Source organism: Paraburkholderia madseniana, assembly GCF_009690905.1.
GTDB lineage: Bacteria > Pseudomonadota > Gammaproteobacteria > Burkholderiales > Burkholderiaceae > Paraburkholderia > Paraburkholderia madseniana.
This window is the reverse complement of record NZ_VOSW01000119.1, coordinates 1-25,600: the sequence shown is the minus strand read 5'-3', so window position 1 is coordinate 25,600 and position 25,600 is coordinate 1. Positions and strand designations below refer to the sequence as shown.

At 60.4% G+C, this 25,600-nt stretch carries 29 protein-coding genes and 2 pseudogenes; 19 read left to right on the top strand and 12 right to left on the bottom strand.

What is annotated here, in order from left to right:
- Positions 1-506: 506 nt before the first annotated feature.
- The 3 genes from FSO04_RS38960 to FSO04_RS38950 form a co-directional block, all read right to left on the bottom strand.
- Positions 507-1,124 (bottom strand): Dps family protein, encoded by a 618-nt coding sequence (locus FSO04_RS38960; protein WP_154566764.1) that lies wholly within the window; start codon positions 1,122-1,124, stop codon positions 507-509.
- Between the two features lie 28 nt (positions 1,125-1,152).
- Positions 1,153-1,836, bottom strand: coding sequence for a type 1 glutamine amidotransferase domain-containing protein (locus tag FSO04_RS38955; protein ID WP_154566763.1), 684 nt, complete (start codon positions 1,834-1,836; stop codon positions 1,153-1,155).
- Positions 1,837-2,024: 188 nt separating this feature from the next.
- Positions 2,025-2,678, bottom strand: a complete 654-nt coding sequence (locus tag FSO04_RS38950) for a BON domain-containing protein (RefSeq protein WP_154566762.1) — start codon at positions 2,676-2,678, stop codon at positions 2,025-2,027.
- 441 nt (positions 2,679-3,119) lie between these two features.
- Here FSO04_RS38950 and FSO04_RS38945 point away from each other — a divergent pair, with 441 nt between their 5' ends.
- A complete protein-coding gene (locus FSO04_RS38945; protein WP_154566761.1) occupies positions 3,120-3,650 on the top strand; it encodes a DUF1269 domain-containing protein in 531 nt (176 codons plus the stop codon).
- Between the two features lie 536 nt (positions 3,651-4,186).
- Here FSO04_RS38945 and FSO04_RS47180 read toward each other — a convergent pair.
- Positions 4,187-4,603, bottom strand: coding sequence for a hypothetical protein (locus FSO04_RS47180; RefSeq protein WP_199203096.1), 417 nt, complete (start codon positions 4,601-4,603; stop codon positions 4,187-4,189).
- 55 nt (positions 4,604-4,658) lie between these two features.
- Between FSO04_RS47180 and FSO04_RS46620 the strand changes: the two genes are divergently transcribed.
- From FSO04_RS46620 to FSO04_RS38920, 6 genes and pseudogenes are all read left to right on the top strand, one after another.
- Positions 4,659-4,823: a hypothetical protein gene (locus tag FSO04_RS46620; protein WP_166618347.1), complete on the top strand. Its 165-nt coding sequence runs from the start codon at positions 4,659-4,661 to the stop codon at positions 4,821-4,823.
- 361 nt (positions 4,824-5,184) lie between these two features.
- Positions 5,185-5,322 (top strand): hypothetical protein, encoded by a 138-nt coding sequence (locus FSO04_RS38940; RefSeq protein WP_233465171.1) that lies wholly within the window; start codon positions 5,185-5,187, stop codon positions 5,320-5,322.
- A 422-nt stretch (positions 5,323-5,744) separates the two neighbouring features.
- Positions 5,745-5,879: pseudogene (locus FSO04_RS38935) on the top strand (Hsp20/alpha crystallin family protein); the annotation flags it as partial.
- A gap of 169 nt (positions 5,880-6,048) precedes the next feature.
- A complete protein-coding gene (locus tag FSO04_RS38930; RefSeq protein WP_154566760.1) occupies positions 6,049-6,381 on the top strand; it encodes a hypothetical protein in 333 nt (110 codons plus the stop codon).
- A gap of 19 nt (positions 6,382-6,400) precedes the next feature.
- Positions 6,401-6,907, top strand: a complete 507-nt coding sequence (locus FSO04_RS38925; RefSeq protein WP_154566759.1) for a YMGG-like glycine zipper-containing protein — start codon at positions 6,401-6,403, stop codon at positions 6,905-6,907.
- Positions 6,908-7,052: 145 nt separating this feature from the next.
- Positions 7,053-7,547 (top strand): carboxypeptidase regulatory-like domain-containing protein, encoded by a 495-nt coding sequence (locus FSO04_RS38920; RefSeq protein ID WP_154566758.1) that lies wholly within the window; start codon positions 7,053-7,055, stop codon positions 7,545-7,547.
- Between the two features lie 107 nt (positions 7,548-7,654).
- Here the strand turns inward: FSO04_RS38920 and FSO04_RS47965 are convergent.
- Positions 7,655-8,163: pseudogene (locus FSO04_RS47965) on the bottom strand (Tn3 family transposase); the annotation flags it as partial.
- A gap of 10 nt (positions 8,164-8,173) precedes the next feature.
- On the bottom strand, positions 8,174-8,824 hold the full coding sequence (locus FSO04_RS47960) for a hypothetical protein (protein WP_233465169.1): 651 nt from the start codon (positions 8,822-8,824) through the stop codon (positions 8,174-8,176).
- A gap of 161 nt (positions 8,825-8,985) precedes the next feature.
- Here FSO04_RS47960 and FSO04_RS46610 point away from each other — a divergent pair, with 161 nt between their 5' ends.
- Positions 8,986-9,135 carry a hypothetical protein gene (locus tag FSO04_RS46610; protein WP_166618344.1) on the top strand — a complete coding sequence of 50 codons (150 nt, stop codon included), beginning with the start codon at positions 8,986-8,988 and terminating at the stop codon, positions 9,133-9,135.
- 18 nt (positions 9,136-9,153) lie between these two features.
- On the opposite strand, the gene FSO04_RS38905 is transcribed toward FSO04_RS46610, so the two are convergent.
- Positions 9,154-9,720: a phosphate-starvation-inducible PsiE family protein gene (locus tag FSO04_RS38905; RefSeq protein WP_154566756.1), complete on the bottom strand. Its 567-nt coding sequence runs from the start codon at positions 9,718-9,720 to the stop codon at positions 9,154-9,156.
- Between the two features lie 531 nt (positions 9,721-10,251).
- Here FSO04_RS38905 and FSO04_RS38900 point away from each other — a divergent pair.
- The 5 genes from FSO04_RS38900 to FSO04_RS38880 all read left to right on the top strand — a co-directional run bounded on the left by FSO04_RS38900 (position 10,252) and on the right by FSO04_RS38880 (position 12,956).
- Positions 10,252-10,470, top strand: a complete 219-nt coding sequence (locus FSO04_RS38900) for a hypothetical protein (RefSeq protein ID WP_154566755.1) — start codon at positions 10,252-10,254, stop codon at positions 10,468-10,470.
- Between the two features lie 232 nt (positions 10,471-10,702).
- Positions 10,703-10,945: a hypothetical protein gene (locus tag FSO04_RS38895; protein WP_154566754.1), complete on the top strand. Its 243-nt coding sequence runs from the start codon at positions 10,703-10,705 to the stop codon at positions 10,943-10,945.
- 27 nt (positions 10,946-10,972) lie between these two features.
- The gene (locus FSO04_RS38890) at positions 10,973-11,212 is read left to right on the top strand and encodes a DUF6566 family protein (RefSeq protein ID WP_154566753.1); all 240 of its coding nucleotides are present in this window, start codon (positions 10,973-10,975) and stop codon (positions 11,210-11,212) included.
- A 198-nt stretch (positions 11,213-11,410) separates the two neighbouring features.
- Entirely contained in the window at positions 11,411-12,625 is a 1,215-nt protein-coding gene (locus FSO04_RS38885; RefSeq protein ID WP_233465168.1) for an NAD(P)/FAD-dependent oxidoreductase, read from the top strand.
- A gap of 58 nt (positions 12,626-12,683) precedes the next feature.
- A complete protein-coding gene (locus FSO04_RS38880) occupies positions 12,684-12,956 on the top strand; it encodes a UBP-type zinc finger domain-containing protein (protein WP_154566751.1) in 273 nt (90 codons plus the stop codon).
- Positions 12,957-13,009: 53 nt separating this feature from the next.
- Here the strand turns inward: FSO04_RS38880 and FSO04_RS38875 are convergent, their stop codons facing one another.
- From FSO04_RS38875 to FSO04_RS38860, 4 genes are all read right to left on the bottom strand, one after another.
- On the bottom strand, positions 13,010-15,844 hold the full coding sequence (locus FSO04_RS38875; protein ID WP_154566750.1) for an ATP-dependent Clp protease ATP-binding subunit: 2,835 nt from the start codon (positions 15,842-15,844) through the stop codon (positions 13,010-13,012).
- Between the two features lie 331 nt (positions 15,845-16,175).
- A complete protein-coding gene (locus FSO04_RS38870) occupies positions 16,176-16,640 on the bottom strand; it encodes a hypothetical protein (protein ID WP_154566749.1) in 465 nt (154 codons plus the stop codon).
- A gap of 30 nt (positions 16,641-16,670) precedes the next feature.
- Positions 16,671-17,303, bottom strand: coding sequence for an Hsp20/alpha crystallin family protein (locus FSO04_RS38865; protein WP_154566748.1), 633 nt, complete (start codon positions 17,301-17,303; stop codon positions 16,671-16,673).
- A gap of 150 nt (positions 17,304-17,453) precedes the next feature.
- Complete coding sequence (locus FSO04_RS38860; RefSeq protein WP_154566747.1) at positions 17,454-18,029, bottom strand: HdeD family acid-resistance protein; 576 nt, start codon at positions 18,027-18,029, stop codon at positions 17,454-17,456.
- A gap of 296 nt (positions 18,030-18,325) precedes the next feature.
- On the opposite strand from FSO04_RS38860, the gene FSO04_RS38855 reads away from it, so the two are divergent.
- Positions 18,326-18,760 (top strand): PRC-barrel domain-containing protein, encoded by a 435-nt coding sequence (locus FSO04_RS38855; RefSeq protein ID WP_154566746.1) that lies wholly within the window; start codon positions 18,326-18,328, stop codon positions 18,758-18,760.
- A 90-nt stretch (positions 18,761-18,850) separates the two neighbouring features.
- Here the strand turns inward: FSO04_RS38855 and FSO04_RS38850 are convergent, their stop codons facing one another.
- On the bottom strand, positions 18,851-19,345 hold the full coding sequence (locus FSO04_RS38850) for an MgtC/SapB family protein (RefSeq protein WP_123385959.1): 495 nt from the start codon (positions 19,343-19,345) through the stop codon (positions 18,851-18,853).
- Positions 19,346-20,980: 1,635 nt separating this feature from the next.
- On the opposite strand from FSO04_RS38850, the gene FSO04_RS38845 reads away from it, so the two are divergent.
- The 5 genes from FSO04_RS38845 to istA form a co-directional block, all read left to right on the top strand.
- Positions 20,981-21,808: an AraC family transcriptional regulator gene (locus FSO04_RS38845; RefSeq protein WP_166618346.1), complete on the top strand. Its 828-nt coding sequence runs from the start codon at positions 20,981-20,983 to the stop codon at positions 21,806-21,808.
- Between the two features lie 502 nt (positions 21,809-22,310).
- Positions 22,311-23,525, top strand: a complete 1,215-nt coding sequence (locus FSO04_RS38840) for an alkene reductase (RefSeq protein WP_154566745.1) — start codon at positions 22,311-22,313, stop codon at positions 23,523-23,525.
- An 88-nt stretch (positions 23,526-23,613) separates the two neighbouring features.
- Complete coding sequence (locus tag FSO04_RS38835) at positions 23,614-23,970, top strand: host attachment protein (protein WP_154566766.1); 357 nt, start codon at positions 23,614-23,616, stop codon at positions 23,968-23,970.
- 134 nt (positions 23,971-24,104) lie between these two features.
- Positions 24,105-24,614: a hypothetical protein gene (locus FSO04_RS38830; RefSeq protein WP_154566744.1), complete on the top strand. Its 510-nt coding sequence runs from the start codon at positions 24,105-24,107 to the stop codon at positions 24,612-24,614.
- 142 nt (positions 24,615-24,756) lie between these two features.
- A partial coding sequence (istA, locus tag FSO04_RS38825) for an IS21 family transposase (protein ID WP_168435984.1) occupies positions 24,757-25,600 on the top strand: 844 nt, incomplete at its 3' end.

Here is a 25,600-nt window from a genome sequence, read left to right as displayed (position 1 = left end):
AGCGTCGTGGTCGTGACAGGCGACCCGCCGCCCGACCGTGGACAACCCGCGATTCAACCTTATCGGGAGGTGCCACACCGCATTAGACTCAACTGCAAATCTATCCGTCGAACCGGGTCAACCTCAGTCCTTCGGCACTACGTGGATTCAAACCGTCAAAGACAGACTCAAACCCGACATCAAAACTACGACATCTGTATTCAGCCAGCGCTACGACATTTCAATCTGGCCTCGACAAAAATCGCGCGCTTTGCAACACTCCATTCCGCACAGCCTTCGTAATCCGTAAGAAGCGCCGTCATGATTTTGATCGAAACCCGCAACCAGTTGTTCATCTTGATGGCGCTCCGAACCCTGCGTCCGTTAGCGTGGCATTCATGTCGCTCTCCGTACTTGCGGCGAGCGCTCAAAAATGACTGCGTCCCATCTCGCGTTTCACTGGGCCGTTGCCGCAAACAGTCCGGCAAGCTTTCTGCCGATCGCCAGCGCGTATCGCCGTATCAACGTCATGGTGCGACCACCAGAGACGCGTCGATCAGGTGCTCCGCGAGGAACCAGACCTGCAATTCGTTAGTGCGCAATACGTCGCTGACCAGCACGTCATTGGTGCCAAAGTCGCCCAACTCGTTGGCCTTGCTGGCTGCACTGCGAGTGGCCACAATGACGATTTCATGCGCCTCCAACAGACGCGAAAGCTGTACCGGCACCTCTTCGCGTCCGCGTGGCGGACGCGGGACCATGGTCATTTCCGCCACATCGGCAGCCATGGCGATGCTGACCCCACCGAGCAGTTGAATCCGCTCTGCTAGCGTGTCGACGAGTTTGACCTGCTTATCGTAATGCGCGTCATACAGCAGATGCAACGACCGGAACGTAGGCCCAACGACCTGCCAATGATGCTTCTTGTACATGTCGCGCAGCGTCATAGTGTCGGCCAGGATCTGATTCAACAGCTCTATGCCCGTTTCGCACGCGGTTTTGGACAACGCGATTGGCAGCTTTACGACATGACCGTACGGCTGCAGCTCATGTGCGCGCTGGTGCAGCTTCGGCTCGGGCACATGTATCACGTCGCTGGATTGGCTTCGGGTTTCGGACCTGCTGGCCCCGGTCGTCTTTGCCATGACTCGCTCCTTCAACTCAAGCGTCGTATCAGGCCATGCTCAGCCTCGAGAGCAGCGCTTTTGCTGCTGCTTCCGACGACGCGGGATTCTGGCCAGTAATTAGGTTTGCCGCGACAACCACATGTGATTGCCAATCCGGCCCCTTCGAATACTTGCCTCCATTCTTCTTCAACATGTCCTCGACGAGGAAAGGCACCACTTCGGTAAGACCGACGGCCGCTTCTTCCGAATTGGCAAAGCCAGTAACGGGTCTATCGCGCACAAGCGGAGAGCCATCGGACGCCTTTGCATGACGCAGCACACCGGGAGCATGGCAAACCGCGGCGACCGGCTTTCCCTCCGCATACATGGTTTCGATCAATGCGATCGACTGCGGATCTTCTGCCAGATCCCATAGCGGTCCGTGCCCGCCGGGATAGAACACGCCGTCATAGTCCGCGGCCGAGACAGTTGAGAGCTTCGCTGTATTTGCCAAAGACGCTTGCACTTCCTTATCCCTCTTGAAACGCCGGCTCGCTTCGGTTTGCGAATCCGGATCGTCGCTCCTGGGGTCGAGGGGCGGCTGCCCGCCTTTTGGCGAAGCGAGTGTCATATCGACGCCTGTGTCCTTGAACACGTAATAAGGCGCGGCAAACTCCTCGAGCCAGAATCCGGTTTTCCGGCCCGTATCGCCGAGCTGGTCGTGTGAGGTCAGTACCACCAGGATTTTCATGACAACCTCGCGAGTCCGTTCAATTCACGTTGCAACGAGCCGAAGAGCGGTATCATCAACCCAAGTCATTCTGGCAGTATAGGCGGCGGTCAGGAGCGCTGAGGGTGTTTCCGGTTTTGGTGCTGTGTCCTTTCCCGCCCCTCGGCCACGTAGGTATGCAAGCGAGCCGCCCGGTCTCCAGCAGCCCGTCAGTAATCGATGGTGATCCGGTTGTCGACCTGCATCACACCGGGGGCAAGCCATGCTACCCGCTCGGCCTCCTCGCGCTCGGCCCATGAGCGGACTTTGCCGCGCAGGACGACCTTATTGCTTTCGGCCTCGACCGTGATGTGCTGTGCGTCGACTTCCGCGTTGCGCTTGAACGCGTCCTCGATCTTGCGCTTGAGGTCCTCGGGCTTGACCTTCGGCTTGATCTCGATCTCGTTCGTCAGGCCGGTTACGCCGCTCACCCGCAGCGCCGTGTCGGCCGCACGGCGGCGCTGGTAGTCCCATTCGACTTCGCCCTTCAGCGTCACGTCTCCGTCCCTGACGACCGCCTTGATGGTGTCCGCCGCATAAGGTAGCTCGGCCTTCAGTTGGGCAATGATCTCGCGCACGATCTCCGGATCGGGCCGCTTGTTGATCAGAGGCAACCGCACCTCCACATCGTTTGCGACCCCCTTCACGCCGCGCACACGCGTCGCGTCCTCCTCGGCCTTTCGCCTTTGCCGGAAGCTGCGTGCGAAACCAGACAATGTGACCGCGCCGTCCTTGACCGCAACCCCGATATCTGATGGATCGATGTCCGGATCCCACTTCAGTTCGTACTCCACATCTCGTTTGATGTCTTCGTCGGTTCTCATCGCTGCTCCTAGTCGGTTTGTTAATGGGCTAACGCGCGCGCGGGCTACGCCCTGCACCGCACGCATCCGTCCACGGTAGGGCCACGGTAGGGCGCGCGGGGCAGATTTTCTTCCCTACGCCTGCGCAGTTTTTGCGGAATGCTGCCGTACGTTCACATCTGAAAGCCAGCGCAGCTGGGGCGCAGAGATCCGACACGTCTTTGCAGGAATGAGGAAGAAGTGCAACCGGCAAGAGCCTAGTCTTGATGTCATCGTCATCGGCACAATGGCCACGTCGACGTCCGAAGGTACGCGCCGGGCGGGACATGCAAGGCTGGCTGGCACCACCGCTGCTTCGCGGCGCGGTCGACCGGCTTGCGCGCCGCGCTGAGCTGAGCATGAATTCAACCGTCTTGCCGCGAAAGGGTCTCGTTTTATTTCACAGAGAAATGGAGCAAATCGATGAGCGATCTAGTCGTTGTAAGCTTCAAAGGCGAAGAGACGGCCGACCAGGTATTGACCAAACTCCAGCAGATGCAAAAGGAGCACCTGATCGACCTTGAGGATGCCTGCATCGTGGTCCGTAGCGCAAAGGGCAAGGTACACCTCAAGCAAGCCGTCGATCTAGTCAAGATCGGCGCGCTCAGCGGCGCGGCTTGGGGCGGTATGTTTGGCGCGCTGGTTGGGCTGATGTTGCTCAATCCGCTCGTCGGGCTGGCAACGGGCATGGCCATCGGTGCTAGCACGGGCGCGTTATCGGGCGCGCTCTCGGACTATGGAATCGATGACGATTTCATGCGTTCGACGGGCCAGAACATTGAGCCGGGTTCGTCGGCGCTCTTCATCCTCGTGCGTCGCGTGAATTTCGACAAGGTCCTGCCAGAGCTGAAGCCTTTCGGCGGAAAGCTATTAAAGACGTCTCTCACGAACGACCAGGAGGAACGCCTGAAGAAGGCGCTAGAGAGCTTGAACAGCAGCGGCACGACAGCATGAGCACCCCTGCGCTGCATCAGGGTTGTGATCTTGAATTCTGTTGAGGTTCGCATTTAGGTCGGATCGACACCCCGACAATTATGCGGACCATACGGTGTGGACGTCGATCACATCGACGCGCAGTTCGACATTGGAGAGTGCTCACGCTTAACCTTCCGAAGATTAATATGACCGCATCTGAAGGCCGGAGAATCGAAATTCAGCAGTTGCGCGAATTGAGCGTCGGCCGACCGTGCTGTAGCGGACGCTTCGTCACTGGATGTGCTTCCTGGGGCAACAAGGTCGTTGAGAACACATGTGCACGTGGGACAAGCGGCGGGCAAGGTCTCTTTCGGGTCGTGAGCTCCGGAGGTAGAGCAACGGACTTCTAATCCGTTGGTCACCGGTTCGAATCCCGTACGGCGCGTCCGGTGGAGGACGGCATGAAAGCAGGAAGCACCACTATTGCGGCGCTCGCAGCGGTCGTCCTGTCAGGGCTCGTGTATGTGAATTGCCCACAGATAAGATCGCTATGCGCCGAAGGCAAGACACTCGACCTAGCCGTCTGTGCTGCGTCTGAGATCCAGGTCGCTTGTAAGACGGAAGCGCGCCGGAAGTACAAAATGTGTGTGGAACGAACGACATGTTCCCTTTAGGTAATGCCCGCCGTTAGCGTTCGGGTTCCAAGGCGAGCACACAGAGCGCCGCCAAATCGAGAAACCCGGAGAGTATCTGCATGCCAGATCGTGCGGCGTCAGAAACGCGAGCCTTTCAGGCTTGTTCAACTCAGAACCGATCTTCGCGAGGAGCTTGTAGTCACGATGCCGGGGTCGAGCATCTCCTGCTTCACGCACGCGCCGATCTCTCGCGCCACCCGGCAGATCGGTGACGTCGATTTGGATGTCGTCGATGCCGCGATTTTCGATCTGCGTGATGAAGGTGGCGATCTCCGCCTCCGATAACCGTGATTGCATGTACGCAACGCCGCTGCAATAGCGAAATTCCGCTGGTTCCCTCATGGAGCGCAATATGACAAAGGTAAGCCGCGTCGCCCCCCGGAAGTCGAAAGTCGAGGAGCCGGAAGCGCCGATGACCCTGGACGAACAACTCGACGAAGCGCTCGAAGAGACCTTTCCTGCGAGCGATCCGATTGCTGTTCACCCTGAGCCCGAGGAACAACCTGCGAAGAAGTAGACTCAGCCGTCGTCGGTACTGGAAAGCAACAGAGCGAGCTTCTCGACGCGCTGCAAAAAGCGTTTCCTGTGCGTGGATTTGTTCGAGGCCCCCGGACCAGTCGGAAAGTCTTACGGCCCAACGGAGAAATTTACTGTGATCGGGGGCTAGGCTTCAGGCCCATTTATGTTGACAGTGCCGTTCCACGTTCGCGAAGTCGCCATGTTCATTCGCAAGGAAGGGCGGAACTAAAAGCAGCAATGCGCAATAACTGCGCAGGCAAAGGGAAGACATGCACGTCGGCACGCTTTACGATGGATGAATTCGCGTGGCGCAGCCCGCGTGCGCACGTTAGTCCATCAACAAACCGACGAGCGCAGCGATGAGTACCGACGACGACATCAAGCGAGACGAGGAGTACGAACTGAAGTGGGATCCGGACATCGATCCGTCATATTGGGGTCGCGGTCAAGGACGGCGCGGTCACGTTGTCTGCTCGGCTTGCTGCCCGAGCAGCTGACGGTAAACACGGTTGCGCAGGCCGAGGTCAATCTGAATTTTGGCGTCTACGAACGCCTGCTCGCGCAAAAACTCGGCTCGGTGCCGCCGATTCAGTATTCGAAATTCGCAATTCACCCTGGACGGCTTGTCACAAACCGAGACCTTGGCGGTCAGCGACGGCTAAGAAATCACCGCGTCGAGCCATCGGTTTTTCAAGGTCACAGGGCGGTGATCGACGGCTGTCCCGACAAGCCGTCACGCCCCTGCGGCTATCCTGCGCACCCCCTTGAAATTTCGTGCGGGTGTTCCGATTCTGGGTTTCGCTCAGGCAGTCGCGCTATCACGCCGCGTGATTCGATTTGTTTGCCAGAGGCCTGGCAGGTGAACTGGAGCGCGTGCGCCCGTTCGTCTTCTATTGGTGGATGAAAGGAGGATACGACCATGAGTGATCTCTACTTCGGGAGCGACCTCTTCAGCGAGTTCGAGCGCTCTCAGCGGCGGATCGACGAACTCTTCGGGTGCTTCCCGCCCAGCATCCGGTCCGTCAGGTGCGTCGGTTTCGCGCCCGGCATGGAGCCGGAACAGCGCTGAAGCCCGCCGTGTAACAACCGGGAAAATCCAGTGATGCCACGGTAATTCTGTTGCGCACAGGAATGGTTTAGCGTTCAGTACTGCTTTTTGTTACGGCGAATCAGGGCGAATTCACGATTCAGACGTGTTCTATCTAGCTGTCTAGGAGACCGTTATGAAGCGGCTGAAAATTTCCATCTTGCTGTTAGCACTTGCCGGCGGCTGCGCGAGCGGCGCAGCGCATGCCGCACGCGTCGGCGTCTTCGTCGGGCCGGTATACCCATACTACTACCCGGTGGCCCCGGTTCCGTACTACTACTACCCGCCTGTCGTAGCCGTGCCGGCCGTCCCGGACAACTACGTCGAACAAGGCCAGCCGTCAGCCGGACCGGTGCAACCAGGCGGGTCCTGGTACTACTGCGACGCTTCGAAAGCGTACTACCCGTATGTGAAGGAATGCACTGGTGGGTGGCGTGAAGTGCCAGTCCAGCCAGCATCATCCAATTGACGATCCGGGGAAATATGAAATGAAACGTTCTGTGTTCGCTCTACTCGCCTCGCTGACCTGCGTCAGCGCCTGCACGATCGCGCCGACGGCTCCCAGCGTCATGGCACTGCCGGGCACCGGCAAGACCTTTGATCAGTTCCGCACCGACGACGGCTCGTGCACGCAATTTGCATCCGAGCAGGTGGGCGGAGTCTCCGCAAACCAGGCCGCGACCACCAGCGCGGTAGGCAGCGCCGCGGTAGGTACGGCACTCGGCGCGGCTGCAGGCGCGGCGTTCAACGGCGGCCGTGGCGCAGCCGTGGGCGCGGGTGCCGGCTTGCTTGCGGGTAGCGTACTCGGCGCTGGCGCTGCGCGGACTTCCGCGGATGAGGTGCAGCGCCGCTACGACTCCGCATACGTGCAATGCATGTACGCGGCCGGCGATCGCGTTCCGCTCTCCGGCCATCTCATGACCGCGCCAGCCACCGGTCGCTATGTGCCCGCGCCACCGCCTCCCCCGGGTTCGCCGCCGCCTCCGGCGAACTGATCGTGAGGCACACTGCATCGGTGTGGCGGCTCGGAGTTAATAGCCGGTTCGTAACAGGAGAGCGCAGTCTCGTCGATCAACGGGGGCGGGCGCGCACCAGCGATTTTCAGCGCAATCCAGATGTTCAGACGTAAGGAGGGATGCTATGAAAGCACAAAACAACAAGCATGTGGCTGTCGCCGCGGCCCTCGCGGCTGCGTTCGCGTTCGGCCCTGCCGGCAACGCGTTTGCGGCGCAAGCCACTAGAGCGGTCGGCGGCACCGTCACCGACAGCAGTGCCGGCAACGCTAACGGCGGAGGCTTGCCGCAGATCCAGCAACAGGGCGACGTGCCCTACGTGTCGGGCGGCGTCGGCCAGGACGAATCGACGGCGCTGAAGCGCGCGCGAAGCCACTGGCCGCTGTCGATGCAGTTTATCGGACCGGGATCGGACTTTCTCGCTGATGTCCACGTCCGGATCGTCGACGCACATAACAACGAGGTGCTGCAAGCCGATTCGCTCGGCCCGTTCATGCTGGTCAAGCTGCGTCCCGGCCGCTATACGGTGCACGCGACCTACAAGGACCGCGATCAGACGAAGACCGTCAGCATTGCCAGCAAAGGCAGCACGCAGGCGGCGTTCTACTGGAACGTTGAATAGCGCGGTGGAAGATCGTCCAGGCGGGCCAGGTTTCGCCCCTAGTGAATTGCCACGGGGCTCGCCCCGTGGCTTTTGTTTTTAGCGGCTGCAATCCGCCATATCTCAGTCTAGGCAGCTGACTTGAATGCGAAATCGATGGTCGGATCGAGCGGTGGAACGGGGCGTAGGAGATCCAGCAGATAGTCCCCGAACCGGTTGAGTGCTCGCGCCGGTACGGCGACAGCACCTTGAGGACCTCGGCGTCGACCGGATGCCCTTTCTCCTGCAGTTCCTTCAGCTTGCGCGACATCCACTGGATGTTGTACAGGATCACCATGTTTGCGACGAGGTGTTTGTACTTGATCACCTTGCGCTGCTCGCGCCGGACGTTTTCAGCGATAACGCCTTCGCCACCGAACATCAGCCACTGAGCGAAGTCGTTGAACTGCTCGCTCTTGTTGGTCGCCGCGTGAATCGTGCGACGCAGCTCCGGGCCCTTGAGATATTTCAGCAGGAACAACGTCCGGATCACGCGCCCCAGCTCCCGGAATGCGAAGCAGACCTTGTTTTTCGTGCTCTCCGAGCCGCGGCGGCGAAGGATCGTCGACGGCGTCATCCTGCCCGCCTTGATTGACACCCCAAACAGTTTATGCCGGTCGAGCCACTGCTCGGTTTCGGTGAGGAGATCCAGGATGCTGAGCTGCGGCGTCGACGCGGTGATGGCCTGATCGATCAGCGTGCGGTTCGGCGGCTCGGGCTCCTTGCCCGGCTTGCGTAGCTCGAAGAACCGGCGGTGCAGAATCCGGCCTGTCCCGGCCGTGCGGGAACACCGCGTGCTGCCACTTCTCCGGCAACCAGTCCAGCGGCAGGTTCGCGAGGTCGTTGTCGGTCAGCAGCAGGTATTCGCTGTGCGCATTCCGGAAACCTTGCAGCCACGCGAGCGCGACCAGCACCGCGCGGGCCTGCGAGTTCGATTGCAGCGGCAACACGTCCAGGCACTGGAACCGCAGCGAGCGCTGGGTGCGGTACGGCACGAGCATGAACGGCAGATCGAACTGCCCGGCATAAGCGATGTGCTCGTTGCATTGCGCGAGCGCTTCGGCCGGGTCACCGAGCGCCTCGCGGATTTTCGGCAAGCGGTTGCGCTCCGATACGCCCTTGTCCTGGAGAATCTGCAGGACGTCCCGGAACTGCCCGATCAGTTCCTCCAGCACATCGGCGTGTTCAAGCTGGTCTTTCTGCAGCCGGACATCGACCGAATCGCTCACCTGCGGTTGTGGGATCGCGAGCGTTGGCATGATATCCAGCGCTTGGGCCGCGGCCTTGCGATGACGGAACCGTTAGCCCACCGCGCACTGGAGCAGCCGGGCCAGATCGGCGCGATGCCGGCTGAGGGCGACAGACGTGTCGAAGGCGGCGGAACGCAGTCGTCGTTATAGCGCCAACGATTACCGACGCGATGACGACGACGACAATGAAGGAGACGAGCGAGGCAGTCAATAGCGACCGCATTCCCGCGGTCGCCTCGGACTTGCAATCGGAGGCGGCCGGACTTCGCGTGACCGTCGACGCCGTCCGCTCCACTGACGCGTACGCTGTCATTACGTGACGAGCATGGCGAGTCGGGTCACTTGTCGCGCTGCCCGCCTTCGCCGGGCCGTACCCCTTGCTGTCGCTGCGCGTGCGCCACGCGATCGCGCTCCGCTTGCTCGGCGGCCGTCGCGTCGGCCGGGTCATCACGCTGCCGCATCAGCCAGTAGACGCTCCCCAGCGCCACCAGCGCAAACGCAAGCGCCGCGATCTGGGCGGGCGCACTGGCCGGATCGAGAATGATGAATTTGCGGGCGATAGCCAGCAGCGCAACCAGAAGCACCGTTTTGACCTGCACGATGTGATCGCGCCGCGTCATCACGCGCGTAATCGAATGTTTGAATTCCATAGCGATCAGCAGCGTCATGACCATGCCGAAGATGGTCTGATACACCGCGTGATCCAGCGGGTTCAGCGCGTCCGAAACCAGCAATGAAATCACCGCGCGGATCAACTGCCAGAGCGACACCAGGATGATGACGGAAATCACGACGCTCAGCACATGCGCGACAAGCTGCTCGAATCGTTCATAAAAGGTGAGCATGTCCCACTGTAGACGCAACGTATCGAGATCCTTGCGCAGCCAGCTTTTCTTTGTTTCCATGATTTGGCTCCCGGGCGGCCGTCGCTGGGCCGCGAACGCACCGCGCGCGTGCGTGGATTGCACATGCGCCGTGCACAGTTCATTCGACGGTCGCGTAACGCACATGCTACGGTCCTTCGCGTTTGCGCGGGTTCTTTGCGGATAGCTGCCCAAAACAGAACTGACGTATTCAGTATTTGATAACAACGATCGAACTATTTCGCGTTTCTGGTGCAGGGTACCTGTCATGTACTCGAAGAGGTACCAGGCTTGAAGCAGCAGGTCCATGCACTGTACCCCGACGAGCGCAATATGGAATACGCCATTTGGGCAGCGCCCATCGGGGATTCCGTCACTAACTGCCCCACCCAGGATGCGCCGACTGGTCATCAACCGCTCATACGATCTGTGCAGGTCTTGGGAGGTATCGCGTGACGGCACGGTTCAATGCAGCCCCGCGCGCGTCACGCGCGGCTTTTTCGCGTTGGTCCGCTTGCGTATCTTGAATAACAAACAACCAGTCTCCGTCGCGGGCCGGTGTCGCCTGCTTCAATGGCACCTGCATACGCGCTGGCTTGCTTCGGTTATTGCGCACCGGAACATTACGTCGAGCGTCAGGACCTCGACACCGCGCCCCCGATCCAGCGCCTGTACGACCTGTTCAAGCGTGGCCCGGTCACTTGGGTCTGGCAGGTCGAGTATCTTCGTTTTTGCCAGCTCACCAGCAGCTCATCAGCCGCGGACACCCGCTTCAGATGCGATGCGGGCTGACCTGGAGAGGATCGGGCCTTTGCACACCGGCGTCTTTCGGCTTTTTGCGCATTTTTCCGAAAAGCAGCTTTGCGGCGCGCCCTCCCGTGATGCAGTCCGCAGAAGCGACCGATTGTCCAAACATACCCGGATTAGCGACTAGACTTAAAGCATCGGTGGCGCATGCTCACGCAAGAGGAACGCATGCGCCATTCAGTCACGATCCGGACGTGCGACCGAGGGAGGCAGACCGATGCCGAAGACCGTTCGAACCGCTGAGCAGATTCGCGACGAACTGCAGAACCGCATGGCGAAAATCGCCGCTGACATGCCGGGAGCTTTGCGCGTGCGCATACCGCTGCCAGAGCGGCATCCGCCGGACGCATCCGGCCGCAACTGGAACATAGTGCCGCTCAATGACCCCGGCGCAGATTGCGCACATCATCTCCAGAAGGTGATCGAAGACATGCGTACCGAGTTCGTGCTTCCAGATTGACGCCTTGATACGAAACCGGAGCGGCTCATGCAAACGCACGTGTTTGAACATCGAGGCTACGAGATCGTGGTACAGCCGGAGCAGAACGCATACGGCGCGTGGCAGGCGAAAGTGAGTGTGCGCCATGCCGATGGCACCGTGGCCGAATTCCGTCCGGATACGGTTCAGCCGGAATGGCTTGCGCAGGAGGAGGCGGTGCGGGACGGCATCGAATGGGGCATGCGTTTTGTCGATCACAAGCTGGAAGAGTCGCACGACCCGACGTGATGGAACCATCAGCGAAAAGCGAACAAAACCCGGCAGTTGAGCGAAAGACGCTACCCTTCGATGGACCTACAGTGCACGAATACGGCCAACCACCGTTATCCCGGCGCGGCCGCCTGCTTGTGAAGCGCGAGAAACGAAAGAATGTTCTGAACGTCCTCAATGGCGGATAGCATATTCATGGTCAGGATCTATGGACGCATGCGCAGCGCAAATGGCTACGCGATACGCGACTTCCTGCATCGCTGCGACATACCGTTCGAATGGATCGAGCTGGGCAGCGATAAAGAAGCGGAGGAACTGGCGCACGTGCAGCATCTTTCCGATTCGCGCTTGCCGGTCTGCGTCTTCCACGACGGAACGCGGCTCGAATGTCCCACCGTCCGGCAAATCACAGAGAAGCTCGGCTGGTTTGCGAGTCCATCCCGTGAGGCCTACGATCTGGCGATTTACGGCGCAGGACCCGCGGGGTTGAGCGCGGCGGTTTACGGTGCATCGGAGGGGCTGCACACCGTACTGGTGGAGCGTTTGGCACTGGGCGGCCAGGCAAGCAGCAGTTCGAAAATCGAGAACTATCTGGGCTTTCCACAGGGCGTGAGCGGCGCGGAGCTCGCTGAACGGGCGCGCGCCCAGGCCATCAAGTTCGGCGCCGAAATCCTGCTGGCTCGCGCCGGCGTGCGCGCGGAATTTCTGCCCGGCCAGGGCATCGTGTATCTGGAAGACGGCACACGTATCACGGCGCGCACGTCTATCTGCGCGACCGGCGTGGCATATCGTACGCTAGGCCTGGCAGGTGAAGAGCGCTTTCTCGGCGCGGGCCTCTATTACGGCGCCGGCGCGAGCGAGGCCGCGCTGATCCATGGCGAAGACGTATATGTGGTGGGCGGCGGCAATTCGGCGGGACAGGCCACCATGCATTTTTCGCAGTCCGCCAACCGCGTCTATATGCTCGTGCGTGACGCATCGCTTAAGAACACGTTGTCCCAATACCTGGTGGATCGCATCACGTCGGCGCCGAACATTGAAGTGCGCACGTGCACCGAAGTTACCGCGCTCGCAGGCAGTGACGTGTTGCAGGCGATCACGCTGACCGATGTGCGCACCGGCCGGCACCGCACGGTAAGGACGAGTTGGCTATTCGTCTGCATTGGCGGCGTGCCGCAGACCGAATGGGCGCGCGAAGTTGGCATTGTCCGCGATGAAGGCGGCTATCTCGTGACCGGTCCCGACCTGCAGGAATATCGGGCGAACCTGAAATGGCCGCTCGAACGCGCGCCGCTGCATCTGGAAACCTGTGTGCCTGGCGTATTCGCCGCGGGCGATGTCCGCCACGCGTCGATCAAGCGTGTGGCGTCGGCAGTCGGCGAGGGCGCAATGGCTGTGGCGCTGGTGCATCGCTATCTGAATAGCGCTTGAGCGCAAGCGCAACCTTGATCCGCGCATGTCTGCGCGTACCTGTCCGAGGAGTACGATCATGACCCCTGGCTGCACGCACCTGGGCGAGGCCCGCATTCTCCACACGCCCATCGACTATTGCGAGGACTGCGTGAAGCTTGGCCGGCCGTGGGTACATTTGAGGCTTTGTCTTTCGTGCGGACACGTCGGCTGTTGCGATTCGTCGCCCAACCGGCATGCAAGCAAGCATTTTCACGCGACCGGCCATCCGCTGGCGCGTTCAATCGAACCCGGCGAAACGTGGATCTGGTGCTATCGAGACGAGATCGTCGCAGGGGAACTTGAATCGTGACGGCGACGCCACCCGCACGTGCGGGCGGCGTCGCGTTCTTCAGCATGCCAGCGTCACGCATGCGCCGGTGCCTGCTTCGACGCCTCGCTGGGCGCTTCTGTGGGCGCTGCTCCTTTCTGCACATGCACAGAGTGCGTACCCGAGTCGTAGGTCATTGTGACCTTGTCGCCGTCGTGCACGTCGCCTCGCAACAGCGCATCGGCGAGTTGCGATTCCACTTCAAGACGGATCTTGCGTTTGAGCATCCGCGCGCCGAACTCGGGGTCATAGCCGATCTGCGCGAGGTGATCGCGCAAGCCATCGTCGAACGACAGATCGATGCCCTGGGCCAGCGCCGTACGCCGTACGCGCGCAAGTTGTAGATCGACGATGCTGCGAATCTGCTCCTTGCCGAGCGCACGAAACACGACCACCTCGTCGACGCGATTGAGAAACTCCGGCCTGAAATGATGCCGCAGGATTTCCATCAACCGGTCGCGCAGCTCAGGATAGTCGAGCTGCTTCGAGTCGGTCTTCATGTTGTCCTGGATCAGCTGTGAGCCGATGTTGCTGGTCGCGATGATGATCGTGTTGGTGAAATCGACCAGACGTCCCTTGCCGTCGGTGAGTCGCCCTTCGTCGAACAGCTGCAGCAGCAGGTTGTGCACCTCCGAGTTCGCCTTTTCGATTTCGTCGAGCAGCACCACACAATATGGCCTGCGCCGCACGCGCTCGGTGAGTTGCCCGCCTTCCTCGTAGCCAACATATCCAGGCGGAGCGCCAACCAGCCGTGCCACCGTATGACGCTCGGAATACTCGCTCATGTCAATGCGTACCAGCGCGTTCTCGTCGCCGAACACCGAAGCGGCAAGCGCCTTCGCGAGTTCGGTTTTCCCCACACCCGTAGGTCCAAGAAAGAGGAAACTCGCGGTCGGCTTGCCGGCCTCCGTCAAACCGGCGCGCGAAAGCCGCACCGCTTTGGCGACCGCGGAGACGGCTTCATCCTGGCCGACCACGCGCTCCTTCAGGCGGTCTTCCAGTCGCAACAGCTTTTCGCGGTCCTCGGCCGTGAGTTCAGATAACGGTACGCCCGTGAGCGACGAAACGATCTGCGCAATGTCTTCCGCCGTCACTTCCTGCGAACTGGTGCCGCGCTCCTTCTTCCACGTTTCAGTGGTTTCATGCAGGCTTTTTTGTTCCGCGACGAGCTGTTCTTCCAGTTCCTTGGCTTTATCGAATTGCTTTGCAGCGCTGGCCGCGTCCTGTTCCTGCTTGATGCGGCGGATGCTCGCCTCGATATCGTGCAATGGCTGCGGACGCGAATTCGACGATATGCGCACGCGGGCGGCGGCCTGATCGAGCAAATCGATTGCCTTGTCGGGCAAAAAGCGCGCGGCGATGTAGCGGTCCGAGAGCTTTGCCGCAGCAGCGATCGCCTCTTCGGTGATTTTCACCTTGTGATGCGCTTCGAGCCGGTCACGCAGGCCACGCAGAATCTCGATCGTTTCCTCGACGCTAGGCTCAGGCACCATCACAGGCTGAAAGCGCCGCTCCAATGCCGAGTCCTTTTCAATGTACTTCTGGTATTCGTTCAGCGTGGTCGCACCCACGAGGTGCAGCTCACCGCGAGCGAGCGCCGGCTTGAAGACATTGCCGATATCGAGGCCGCCTTCGCCGCCGCCCTGGCCGGCGCCGACAATCGTATGCAGTTCGTCGATAAACACCACCAGACGGTCCTGGTTCTCGATGATCTCATCCAGCACCTGCTTGACGCGTTCCTCGAATTCGCCACGATACTTCGCACCCGCCACGACGCTATTGATATTCAGTTCGACCACGCGCTTGCCACGCAGCACTTCCGGCACCTGGTCCTGAGCAATGCGTTGCGCGAGGCCTTCGACGATAGCAGTCTTGCCCACACCGGGTTCGCCAATTAGCACCGGATTGTTCTTGCGGCGCCGTGCGAGCACTTCAATGGTGGTTTCGATTTCCTTGTCACGGCCGATCACCGGATCGAGCTTCCCTTGACGCGCAAGCGCGCTGAGATCGCGCGCGTACTTGTCGAGCGTGGGCGTGGTGGAGCGGTCTTCCATCTTGCCGTCTTCGGCACCCTTGCCGACTACCTTGACTGCTTTTTGCCGCAGCGATTGCGGCGACAGCCCGAGCTTGCGCAGCAATTCACCGGCAAAGCCGTCTTCTTCCTCGACGAGCCCAATCAGAATGTGCTCTGGTCCGACATAGCTGTGACCCAGTTCCAGCGACGACTTCAACGCATTTTCCAGCGTACTCTTGGCACGTGGCGACACGCCGATCTGTTCGTTGTCGCCCGGTTCCTTGCGGGTGCCGCGTGGCGCGGTCTGGTCGATGGTTTTCCTGATCTCTTCGGGATCAAGCTTGAATTCACGCAGGATTTCCTGCACCACATTGTTATCGGCAAGCGCTAGCAACAGGTGTTCCGTATCGACTTCGTTCTTGCCATATTCGACCGCCGCTTGCGCCGCGGCCTGCAGGCGGTCCAGACCGCTCTGGCTCAGATACGTCTGCAGGTCCACCGCTTCACGCGCCCGGCGATGTCGGCGTGTGCGGCCACCTGGGTGTCCGTCCGCTGAATCGCCCATTTGCCCGCTACCGGCGCCTGTACCCTGATCCGCGCCGGCGGATTGTCCGGGCGCGCGTCCGATGTGTGACCGGCTACCGCGGCCGCCTTCCGTCTGTGGCCACATGTCGTCGAACAGACTTTCGAAAAGTCCGCCGTGAAAGAGGGACTCGAGCGGCGACAGGCGGCGTTGATTGCGCGCCATGAACTCCATGTAGTGCTCATCGCATAGCATCAGCTGACGGCGTTGGCCGTTTTCGGTGATCGTGATCTGCGAGGTTGCGGGCTTTCCACAAACACTGCACTCGGCCATGATGAACTCCTTTTCGTCCGCTAGGGCATCGCTTCCCGGGCGGGTAATGGGTGGGTGGAAATATCTGTTCCGCTGCTTATTCCGATGTCGCCTTGTTTGCGCGCTGGGCTCGCGCTGCACTCGAAACGGGGCAATCCAGTGGACGGCACGCCGATCGATCCATTGTTCCCGTGGTACCCAGTACCCCTAACCGTGCGCAGGAACGCATCGGCATGCTCAAGCCCGCGCCGCACGGTGGCTTCGTCCGTGTCGAGGTGTGCCACGACTTCCCGCAGTGGCACATCGTCCACTTGCACTGGCAGCACCGCGTGCCGCCACGCGGGCAACGGGCTCAGTAGCTTGCCCGTGAGTGCGCGCACTTCATGCCCGCTCGCTGCCTCTTCGGGTTCTTCGCCGCTGCCGGGCAGCGCGTCTTCGACCTTGAGCGTTTCGTCCGGTTGCCAGAATCCGAAAATCTGCTGTTCGCCTCGCCGACTTCGTCTGGGATCCCAACCAGCGTAGCGGTGCAGCGCGCCCTCTTCAATGGATATGCCGGGATGCCCGCGAAGGCGCTGAAATCCGCCACGTGTTCGGCTTCTTCCCCGGCGGTTCGCGTGAGTACCAGTCGCAGCTTTACGCGATAAGCGTCGCCGCTACACAGCGTGTCCCTTTCGACACCCGCCCGCAAACTGACCAGTTCCGTCGAAGACGGGTGCAGATGCCGCTTCGGATGGTGCGCCGCCAGTTCACCAATCTGTTGCTCGATGCTGGCGTGGGCCGAATCACCGAGACTCCGGAAGCTGACGAGTTGTTTCACGATAGGCCTGACCGTGGTGTAGGGACGGCGCTATTTGATCTCGATGCGCCGCTTCGCTGCCGGTTCTCCGGCCGCTTTGGGGACGCGCAGCGTCAGCATGCCGTTTTCAAATCTGGCCTCTGCCCGATCGAGATCGATGCCCGCGGGCAGCGGGACCGCGCGCTGAAAGTGTCCAAACGACCGCTCGACCCGATAGCATCCCTGTTCTTCGCTGGTCGATTCGAAGCGCTTGTCGCCGCTGATGATCAGCATGTCTTCAATCACTTCGAGTTCGACGTCGTCGCGGGTCATGCCCGGCAATTCAACGACAATACGCAGTGCGTCGCCTTCGTCGGTGACGTCGATCCGCGGTTGAAACTCGCTCGCGCTGAAGTCGCCGAACCAGCTCCCGAGCGGTCCACGCCCGCCGAACGGATCGCGGATCAATTCGGCAAACAGATGAATCGGATCAGGCAGCGGCCAGCTGGCAGGCGCGAGTACCGGCGCAGCAGCCGCTGCAATCGGTGCCCCGTTACCCGTTTGCGTGCCGCCCGTCTGTTGCCCATTTTGCCGGACGCTCTCCTGATTGATGCGCGGCGCACCGGTCTGGCCCGATGCGTTTTTTTGCGCGGGGTGCGAGCGTAAAAACCGGAACGGATTCCATTTGTCGAGATCCAGAAGCATGTGATTCTCCTTACGTGAGGTGCGCCAGTGCCAGACCTGAGGCTGGACCGCTGGAGATGACGGGTGGTCCATTGAACCTCCGGATGCGAGCGGCACGGGGTTGGTCGCGGGTTTGATCCTGTCACCTACGAGTGTCCGTGAGCGGTGCGTCTACGGATGCAATGGCGCGTGTGGCTCGCCGGTCAGGCCGTCATGGTGCCAGGCACGCGCAGTGACGCCGAGTACGAACAGCAGCGCCCCCGTGAACAACGCATACACGCCGATCAGCCACACGAGCGCTAGTGCGCCGGCGCCCGGAAAGATCAGCACGAAGATGCCAAACAGCACGGACAGCACGCCGGTTAGCACCAGCATCCACGCATTGCGCAGGCGCCTGTGCAGCCGCATTGCTGCGATCAGATCGAAAACGCCGGTGAGGATCGCGTTTGCGCCGATAACGGCGACCAGCACGAGCGCGGTAATGCCCGGCACTAAGACGGCTATCGTACCGGCGCCGATGCTGCAGATCCCGAGCAGCAAGGGCACCCACCAGCCGCCGTGCGTCGCGCGGTAGCGGATGGCCGCACCAATCGCGACAATGCCGCCGGCGATTGCGTAGGCGCTAAAGAGGGTGATAAGCAGTAGCAGAGTGAGACCAGGCCAGAATAGCGCCAGAATGCCGAACAGCAGCGCTACCGTGCCACGCAGAATGAGCATCCACCAAGCGCGTCCAAGCAGTTCATCCATGTGGGACTCCAAGCTGTACCGTCAGGTGATCAACTTCAGTCTAGGCTCTACGCATCTGCGATTCTTTCGCGTTTCTGCCATGCGTTTCGCAATTCTGCGTTCATTCAGGACGCGTGCTGAATGGCATCCAGATTGGCATCCCAGACGCACCAAAATAACCCGATCCATCACCGCTTTTTTTATAGCGGCTCGCCGTGAGGCGTTCTAACATGAATTTACGCCGCGCACGGTCTAGCGTTAGCCCGATCATTGCTGGCCCGGTGTCGTACCGTCAACTTCAGAACGAAGGGAATCTCATGAAAGCGAATCTCCTTGTATTGCTGCTCGCGTCGTCGCTTGGACTCGCTCCAGACGCGAACGCCCAGGTGGCCGGCGCCCAACCGCTTGGTGTCAGCGTGGAAGAGTCGGCCGCGATCGTGGCAGGCTGGAGCGTGAGAAAGTCGATCATGGACAAGCCGGTCTTCAACGAGAAGGGTGAGCGTGTCGGTGTCATTCATGACATTATCGTGGCACCGGATCGGTCGGTATCGTTTGCAATCGTCGCCGCAAACCAGTTTCTGGGGGTGTCGCATCACGACGTGGCCATTCCGATTGAGCAGCTCGATTTCGTCAATGGCAAACTAGTGCTTGCCGGTGCGACGAAAGATGCGATCAAGGCGCTGCCCGAGTTTCAATACGCAAAGGTACGCGCGACACCTAAGGCGAGGTCCGACTACAGCGAGCATCACTGACTTATGTCTCGCATCGTCCACGATCGATGCATTTGACGCGCGGCACATTCGTTCCATGGGCAGTGCGCGGATTAGTGCGCGGCTGCGTGACTATTCGTCGTGCCGCATGACCGCCGCCTGCTCTTCAGGCGACTTTCTTAACCAGCGCCGGTGCAACGCACGTTCAATGCTGCCGCCCACCGAGAGCAGCAGCAGGAGCAGGGCGGTGGCAATACCCGCAATCTGCCATGCGCCGATGCCGCACACAATGCCGAGCGCGGCGGTGACCCAGATCGAAGCCGCCGTCGTCAAGCCGCTGATCCTGCCGGTGGCGCGGTTTTGCAGGATTACCCCGGCGCCGAGAAAACCGATGCCCGTAATGACGCCCTGAATCGCACGGCCGGCGTCACTGCTGTCGCTGAAACCGTGCAGTTCGAAGGACATGCCGGCCATCGTGACGAGACAGGAACCAAGCGCAACGAGGCCTAGCGTCTTGACACCGGTTGGCTTGCCGTGCAGGTTTCGATCGAGCCCGACGATACAACCCACCAGCACTGCCGCGACCATGCGCAAGATCGCCTCAAGCAATTGCACGTGTGAAATCATCGGCATTCCCGCTAAGGTTTCCAGGTAACGTCGCATTCGGCGAGCACCTGGCTGCTCACTACAGTCTAGCGTCGAAGGGAGCAAACTGCTTGAGCGTCAAGCGCCGCTCAGGAGACCCTTTACCCTAAAAGCCGCAGTTATCCTCTTGTGATCGCAGCGATCGGTCGGCGTTGCAGCGGCGTACGCGCGGTGATGCGCGCACAGATGTAGTGCAGCAACTCGCGCCAGCGGTCGAGCTTCGGGAACCGCTCCGCAAAGGGTGCGACGTTGAAACCGTGGGGTGGCTTGACAATAAGCCGATGCAGCAAAACAGCTCAACTGGTCCGAAGTGTTGACTGCCTCGTCGAGCACGATTTTCAGTATCACTACACTTCAACTACTTAATGGGAAGCCGACGACAATGTTGTCGGGCAACATATCAAACCGCGCGTGCAGCCCCACTGGAGCGCGACAGGCATCCCGCGCCCGCCCGCCCACCGGCCGGTCGCGTGGCAAGCAAGCCTTCTGCCCGAACTTTCGACCCTCAGGTGCGGGGCGCGTTTCCGTTCCAGGCGTTCTGAAGTAGCGCCCCAACCGGCTCACATTTGAAAGGTCGCGGATTCCAATAGGGATTCGACAGGGTTATTTCGCATGCTTTATCGAGGTCAGATTCCTGCATGCCAGTCTCGCGCAAGCCAGATGGAACGCCGAGCCTTCGTCCAGGCATCGAAGACACCATGCGCAGCGCTCTCGCGGCCTGCGCGTGTCAGATTCGTGTCATGGCCTCAGGCGACGCCGCGCTGTTGTATGCCAGTGCGCAAGGCAAATATGATCGCGTGCGTTTCCGCATGCGGCAGGTTGAAGCTTTCGCCAAGAGTACGACAAAGCTTGTGATGCAGCGCCATTCCAACGTGCCCAGCACACAGCCGCATAGCCATGCACCGCAGAGACAATCACTGTGCGCTAACAGGCTCTAGGGCTCGTTCTTGATGCCGCGCAATCCGGTCGCCAACGCACGTATTCCGTCATCCAGTTGTCAGCCATCAGTCATCAGCCATCAGGGACATGACTGGATTGCCATCATGAGCATACAACCCCCTCCGCTGCATGCGCAGTGGCATCGAGGCCGCTCACGAAAGACAGGTCGGGCGGCAATTCACGTGACAGCCCGGGTCGTGGATAAGCGTCTTCGGCAACACACGCAGGTTGCGTCCCATACCTTTCAGACCGTCCTCGGTCAGACCATAGATTGGTGTCATCTCTGAGCCTGCATACCTGGTCGGGATCGCGATGATCGGCAGGCTCCATTCGAGCGCGACGCCTTACCCAAGCCAAGTCCGATCGATGTCCCCAGATCGCGGACGCGCGTGCGGTGCGCATGGCATGCCGCTTCACGAACCTGACTGCTTTCGAACGCCACGCAATACCCGGCGTGAGCGACAGCTTGCTGAATGCCTTCAGGAGCGATGGATTGCTTTGAATCCCGGCTAACAGCGTGTCGAGCGTCGTTCCGAGGTGCGCAGCAATATAGCTCAGCAGCATCTCCATCAACGAGGTCGGGTTTCTTCCGCCCATATTACGAATCTGCCTTAAGCAGCCTTGAATTCGACGTAACCTTAGATGTGCAACGAGTCAAGGAGGAGACTTCTGCTTATCATGAAGCAAGAAATAGGGTCGACCCCGAATCACGGGTTACGCTGCCAAGCAATGAACGTCGCTTTCGTCGATGGTGGCCTGAATTCAGTGCAGGGACTTCGGCTCGTTATGCCGACAGGTAGCACTGTTGTGCAGGCTGCGGGCTGCGACGACCTCGGAATGAGTCATGTCATCCTAATAGGTACACCATTTGTCGCAGTTATTCCGGCGGGGGCGCAGTTGGCCACAGTCGCTGACAACGATCCCACGGGATGGGTTATCGCACTCAAATCGGGCGTACTTGGGCAAGTCTCGCAAGAAGCGTTTGACGCGGTCCCGAAATGGTCCAGGTCTTGGGATCCGTTCCTGCGCGAGGCCGCGGACACATTGGCTGCTTTGCATCATGCGGATCTCATCGACGCTGCCTGCGCCGACGCTTTTGCAGATGTCATCTCGGTGCACATCGCTTTCCGCTGCGGGCACTGTGCTGGTGCAGCCGAGCCGGACACGCCTCTTACGCGTCAAATGCTGACTCGCATTCAAGCCTTTGTTCATGAGCACATAGCCGAAACCATTTTGGTCGAGCAACTCGCAGTGCTGGTGCACATGAGTGCATCAAACTTTGCGCGCGTTTTCAAAACGGCGACAGGTACCCCGCCCCATCAGTACGTGACACTCGAACGGGTGAAATTTGCCAGGACGATGTTGCGCGAGGAGACCATTCCCCTGGTTGACGTTGGCGCGCGCGCGGGGTTTCAGACTCAGCAGCATTTCACCGAAGTGTTTCATCGATACAGCGGTGTGACGCCACGCGCATTCCGACTAGCCCACCGGAACGCCGGTAGCTGATTCATTTGGCGAAGTTGCGAGCAAAACAATGATCGCGGGACTTGCGCGCTCGCGATTAAACCAGAGCGACACGAGTATCTCGAAGTGGATACTGCCCCGGGGGTTGATCAGAACAAGAATTCCTGAACAATAATTCCGACACCTTGACCTTGCCCCCGTTTGACGAATTCTGTAGCTGGGGGAATTATGGGTTCGCTTTGCTGAGCCGCGAACCAGTTCTTCTCAAATGGCATGGGACTGACCTAGTCGAGTGTCGAGTGTAACGACGCGCATTGTAAAAGCCCAGAGCTGAGGGCATGGCGGGCCGCATCGGACCCGATGGAACGATGCACCGGGTGACCGCAGGATCGTGACATATCTGGGCAGAAACCGGAAAGAGGCGCACGCGGGTCATGGCTAGACTGGGCGGAAACCGGGATCCTGTCGATGTGATTGACGCCGACGCGTCGAAGCGGCTATGCAGTGCTTTTCGGGCCCGGTCAAAAATATAAGGAGGGAATTTATGCCTGATACGGAAATCGCGCCCGGGGAAGCCGGGCAGCACGATCAACAAATCCCGCTGCGCAAGCTCTTCGAACCCGTAAAGGTGGGACCGCACAACCTGCGTCATCGTGTCGTGATGGCGCCGCTGACGCGTTCGCGCGCGAGCCGGCCGGGCAACATACCGTCGCAGCTGAACGCCTGCTATTACGCGCAGCGCGCAGCGGCCGCGCTCATCATCAGCGAGGCGACGCAGGTGTCGATGCAAGGACAGGGCTATGCATGGACGCCTGGGATCCATAGTCGCGAGCAGGTCGAAGGCTGGCGGCTCGTGGCGGACGCCGTGCACGAGGCGGGCGGGTTGATGTTCATGCAGCTCTGGCACGTCGGCCGCATATCGCACCCCTCGTTGCAGCCCGATGAAATGCTGCCCGTTGCGCCCTCTGCGGTCCGGCCGAAAGCGGAGGCGTTCATCGAGAACGAGCGCGGCGAAGGTGTCGTCGCGCCCTGCGTCACGCCTCGCGCGCTGCAGGTCGAGGAGATGCCGTATCTCGTGCGCCAATACTTCAGGGGTGCGCGAAATGCAAAGGCTGCCGGTATGGACGGCGTCGAAGTGCACGGAGCGAACGGGTATCTGCTCGACCAGTTTCTGTTGTCCGGCACGAACCGCCGCACGGACGAATACGGCGGGTCGAGCGAGCGTCGGGCCAGGCTGCTGTTCGAGGTGATCGAAACGGTTTGCGAAGTGTGGGGGCCGGAAAAGGTCGGCGTACGGCTCTCTCCTCTCGGCACCTTCAACGACATGCATGACGACGATCCCGAGGCGACCTTTTCTTACGTCATCGAGAAGCTCAACCGATACGGGCTGGCTTATTTGCACATCGTCAATCCCGCGCTGGCGGCGACCGGCGAGGATGTCGCTTTCACGGAGCGCGCGAAACGCATGAGCGAGATGATACGCCGCACTTATCGCGGTGTGCTGATGGTCGCGGGCGGGTTCGACGCCAGCAGTGCGGAAAGATGGCTCGAGGACGGCAACGCGGACCTGGTCGCGTTCGGACGCTTGTTCATCGCCAATCCCGACCTGCCGGAACGCTTCCGGTCGCACGCTCCGCTCAATTCGCCGGATCCGTCCACGTTCTACGGAGGCGGCGAGCGCGGGTATACCGACTATCCGTCGCTCGCGCAGGAGCGCGGGGAGGCCCCACGGTCCGTCATCGATGGGCGTTGGAGATAGACTGTCGTTGACCGGCGAGCTCGCTGGCGTCACACGACGATTTGCGATGGCCGCCGAGCTGGCGACCGATCACGCTGAGAGGATCACCATGGCTGTCACTACCTGGGTTGTCGTTGCGGACGGCAGCCGTGCACGAATCTTCGAGACACCGGGACTTAAACTGGACTTGCGGGAAATCGAAGACCTCGTCAATGTCGTCCCGAATGGACCGGCGCTGAGCGAGAAGGATCGCGAAAAATTCGCGAAGACCGTCGCCGACCGCGTCGAACAGGGACGGCTTCATCAACGGTATCAGCGATTACGATTCGCCGTGGAGCCGAAGTTTCTCGGGATGCTGCGCGAACGTCTGAGCGAGGAGACGCGTCAGATGATTTTCGAGGAGATCAACGAAGATCTCTCGGCCCTCGATGCGCGCGAAATTCAAGCGCACCTGCGAAGGCATTGACGGCGACCTGCCCGGTCGTGGACGAGAGCGTGCAAAGTTGGGGAGGCTCCCAAGGAGGGCCTCTTGTGCTTCCGGCAGCGGCATCGGTTTCGTCTGGAGTAGGCTGATCGGTCTCGCAACGGTGGGAGCAAGCCATGCGGTTGATCATCGAAGCAAGGTCGGCCGACGGAGACAATGATACGGTTGAGAAAGTTGACGGAGTTCTGGCTGTCATTGAGCGCCCTGACTGCTGTCTTGCCGACCTGGGCCTGACTCTCGCGGAAGGGCGGTTGCTGCTGGCAAAGGTGCAGGCCGAGCTCATTTCGAAACAGGTGCAGTCGTGGCTCTCAGGCCAGACCCATTGTCGGAGCCGCGGTGCGGCCTTCAACCGCAAGGACAGTCGCTGGACGGTGCTGCGCACCGTCTACGGCAAAGTGACGGCGACGAGTCCGAGGCTGTGGTCGTGTGCTTGCCAGCGGACTGCGCGGACACCGTTGCATAACATTGTTGCTCGCCCGGTCTATCGGTCGGCCTTCTGGCCCGCGCCGTCGGTGGCAAGCGCTACGCAAACCGCCAGAAACAAAATTCCACAAAACCCCCGAACAGCTTTGTGCAAGCAAACGGGTTTTTTTGCAGCTAATTATGTAGGATTCCGATGTATTTGACATAATTAAAGTGAGCGAACTTTTCGATGTTAGTCCAAAGTGTTGATTTGCACGGAATCCTGACCCACCCTACGCAGTAGTTTGCATCGAATATTGACCCACGTAGAACACTGACCTGCTCGGCAACGGGCAGGGGAACGGAGTGATCGACGTGGCTATATTGAGCATCATCCGACGCTGGCACTTTCGCGATCATGTCTCGTTGCGCGAGATTGCCAAACGACTGGGCGTGTCCAGAAACACGGTCAGGCGCTACATACGTGCCGACACTGTGCTGCCGGCATATCCCGAGCGCCACAGCCCCAGCAAGCTCGACGGGTTTGCTGCAAAGCTCGCTGGTTGGCTGAAGACCGAGGCGAATCGGCCCCGCAAACAGCGCAGAACCCTCAAACAGATCCACGCGGATCTTTGCGCGCTGGGCTTCACCGGCTCCTATGATCGTGTCGCTGCGTTTGCCCGGCGCTGGCGACAGGAACAGCACGAGCAGGCAAAGACGACCGGACGGGGCACCTTCGTTCCGCTCCGGTTTGCCGCTGGCGAAGCGTTCCAGTTCGACTGGAGTGAGGACTGGGCCGTCATCAACGGCGAGCGCACCAAGCTGCAGGTCGCGCAGCTCAAGCTCAGTCACAGCCGTGCCTTCTTCCTGAGGGCTTATCTGCTGCAAACCCACGAGATGCTGTTCGACGCGCATCACCATGCGTTCGTGGCGTGGGGCGGCATTCCACGCCGTGGCATCTATGACAACATGAAGACCGCCGTCGACAGGGTGCGTCCCGGCAAGGTGCGTGAGGTCAACGCGCGGTTCAGCGCGATGGTGAGCCACTACCTGTTTGACGCCGAGTTCTGTAACGTCGCCTCCGGCTGGGAGAAGGGGCAGATCGAGAAGAACGTCCAGGACAGCCGCCACCGGCTCTGGCAGAAGGTGCCGACGTTCGGCTCGCTGGCGGCGCTCAACGACTGGCTGGCCGACCAGTGCGTGCTGCTGT

Excerpts from the sequence above, each read along its gene's own strand:
- FSO04_RS46610 (WP_166618344.1), top strand. The coding sequence starts at position 8,986 with ATGACGACGACGACAATGAAGGAGACGAGCGAGGCAGTCAATAGCGAC.
- FSO04_RS38950 (WP_154566762.1), bottom strand. The coding sequence starts at position 2,678 with ATGAGAACCGACGAAGACATCAAACGAGATGTGGAGTACGAACTGAAG.
- FSO04_RS46620 (WP_166618347.1), top strand. The coding sequence starts at position 4,659 with ATGACAAAGGTAAGCCGCGTCGCCCCCCGGAAGTCGAAAGTCGAGGAG.
- FSO04_RS38920 (WP_154566758.1), top strand. The coding sequence starts at position 7,053 with ATGAAAGCACAAAACAACAAGCATGTGGCTGTCGCCGCGGCCCTCGCG.
- FSO04_RS38880 (WP_154566751.1), top strand. The coding sequence starts at position 12,684 with ATGACCCCTGGCTGCACGCACCTGGGCGAGGCCCGCATTCTCCACACG.
- FSO04_RS38875 (WP_154566750.1), bottom strand. The coding sequence starts at position 15,844 with ATGGCCGAGTGCAGTGTTTGTGGAAAGCCCGCAACCTCGCAGATCACG.
- FSO04_RS38930 (WP_154566760.1), top strand. The coding sequence starts at position 6,049 with ATGAAGCGGCTGAAAATTTCCATCTTGCTGTTAGCACTTGCCGGCGGC.
- FSO04_RS38835 (WP_154566766.1), top strand. The coding sequence starts at position 23,614 with ATGGCTGTCACTACCTGGGTTGTCGTTGCGGACGGCAGCCGTGCACGA.
- FSO04_RS38940 (WP_233465171.1), top strand. The coding sequence starts at position 5,185 with ATGAGTACCGACGACGACATCAAGCGAGACGAGGAGTACGAACTGAAG.
- FSO04_RS38855 (WP_154566746.1), top strand. The coding sequence starts at position 18,326 with ATGAAAGCGAATCTCCTTGTATTGCTGCTCGCGTCGTCGCTTGGACTC.
- FSO04_RS38895 (WP_154566754.1), top strand. The coding sequence starts at position 10,703 with ATGCCGAAGACCGTTCGAACCGCTGAGCAGATTCGCGACGAACTGCAG.
- FSO04_RS38860 (WP_154566747.1), bottom strand. The coding sequence starts at position 18,029 with ATGGATGAACTGCTTGGACGCGCTTGGTGGATGCTCATTCTGCGTGGC.
- FSO04_RS38845 (WP_166618346.1), top strand. The coding sequence starts at position 20,981 with ATGAAGCAAGAAATAGGGTCGACCCCGAATCACGGGTTACGCTGCCAA.
- FSO04_RS47180 (WP_199203096.1), bottom strand. The coding sequence starts at position 4,603 with ATGCAATCACGGTTATCGGAGGCGGAGATCGCCACCTTCATCACGCAG.
- FSO04_RS38955 (WP_154566763.1), bottom strand. The coding sequence starts at position 1,836 with ATGAAAATCCTGGTGGTACTGACCTCACACGACCAGCTCGGCGATACG.
- FSO04_RS38945 (WP_154566761.1), top strand. The coding sequence starts at position 3,120 with ATGAGCGATCTAGTCGTTGTAAGCTTCAAAGGCGAAGAGACGGCCGAC.
- FSO04_RS38900 (WP_154566755.1), top strand. The coding sequence starts at position 10,252 with ATGGCACCTGCATACGCGCTGGCTTGCTTCGGTTATTGCGCACCGGAA.
- FSO04_RS38905 (WP_154566756.1), bottom strand. The coding sequence starts at position 9,720 with ATGGAAACAAAGAAAAGCTGGCTGCGCAAGGATCTCGATACGTTGCGT.
- FSO04_RS38850 (WP_123385959.1), bottom strand. The coding sequence starts at position 19,345 with ATGATTTCACACGTGCAATTGCTTGAGGCGATCTTGCGCATGGTCGCG.
- FSO04_RS38960 (WP_154566764.1), bottom strand. The coding sequence starts at position 1,124 with ATGGCAAAGACGACCGGGGCCAGCAGGTCCGAAACCCGAAGCCAATCC.
- FSO04_RS38925 (WP_154566759.1), top strand. The coding sequence starts at position 6,401 with ATGAAACGTTCTGTGTTCGCTCTACTCGCCTCGCTGACCTGCGTCAGC.
- FSO04_RS38840 (WP_154566745.1), top strand. The coding sequence starts at position 22,311 with ATGCCTGATACGGAAATCGCGCCCGGGGAAGCCGGGCAGCACGATCAA.
- FSO04_RS38865 (WP_154566748.1), bottom strand. The coding sequence starts at position 17,303 with ATGCTTCTGGATCTCGACAAATGGAATCCGTTCCGGTTTTTACGCTCG.
- FSO04_RS47960 (WP_233465169.1), bottom strand. The coding sequence starts at position 8,824 with ATGCCAACGCTCGCGATCCCACAACCGCAGGTGAGCGATTCGGTCGAT.
- FSO04_RS38890 (WP_154566753.1), top strand. The coding sequence starts at position 10,973 with ATGCAAACGCACGTGTTTGAACATCGAGGCTACGAGATCGTGGTACAG.
- FSO04_RS38885 (WP_233465168.1), top strand. The coding sequence starts at position 11,411 with ATGCGCAGCGCAAATGGCTACGCGATACGCGACTTCCTGCATCGCTGC.
- FSO04_RS38830 (WP_154566744.1), top strand. The coding sequence starts at position 24,105 with ATGCGGTTGATCATCGAAGCAAGGTCGGCCGACGGAGACAATGATACG.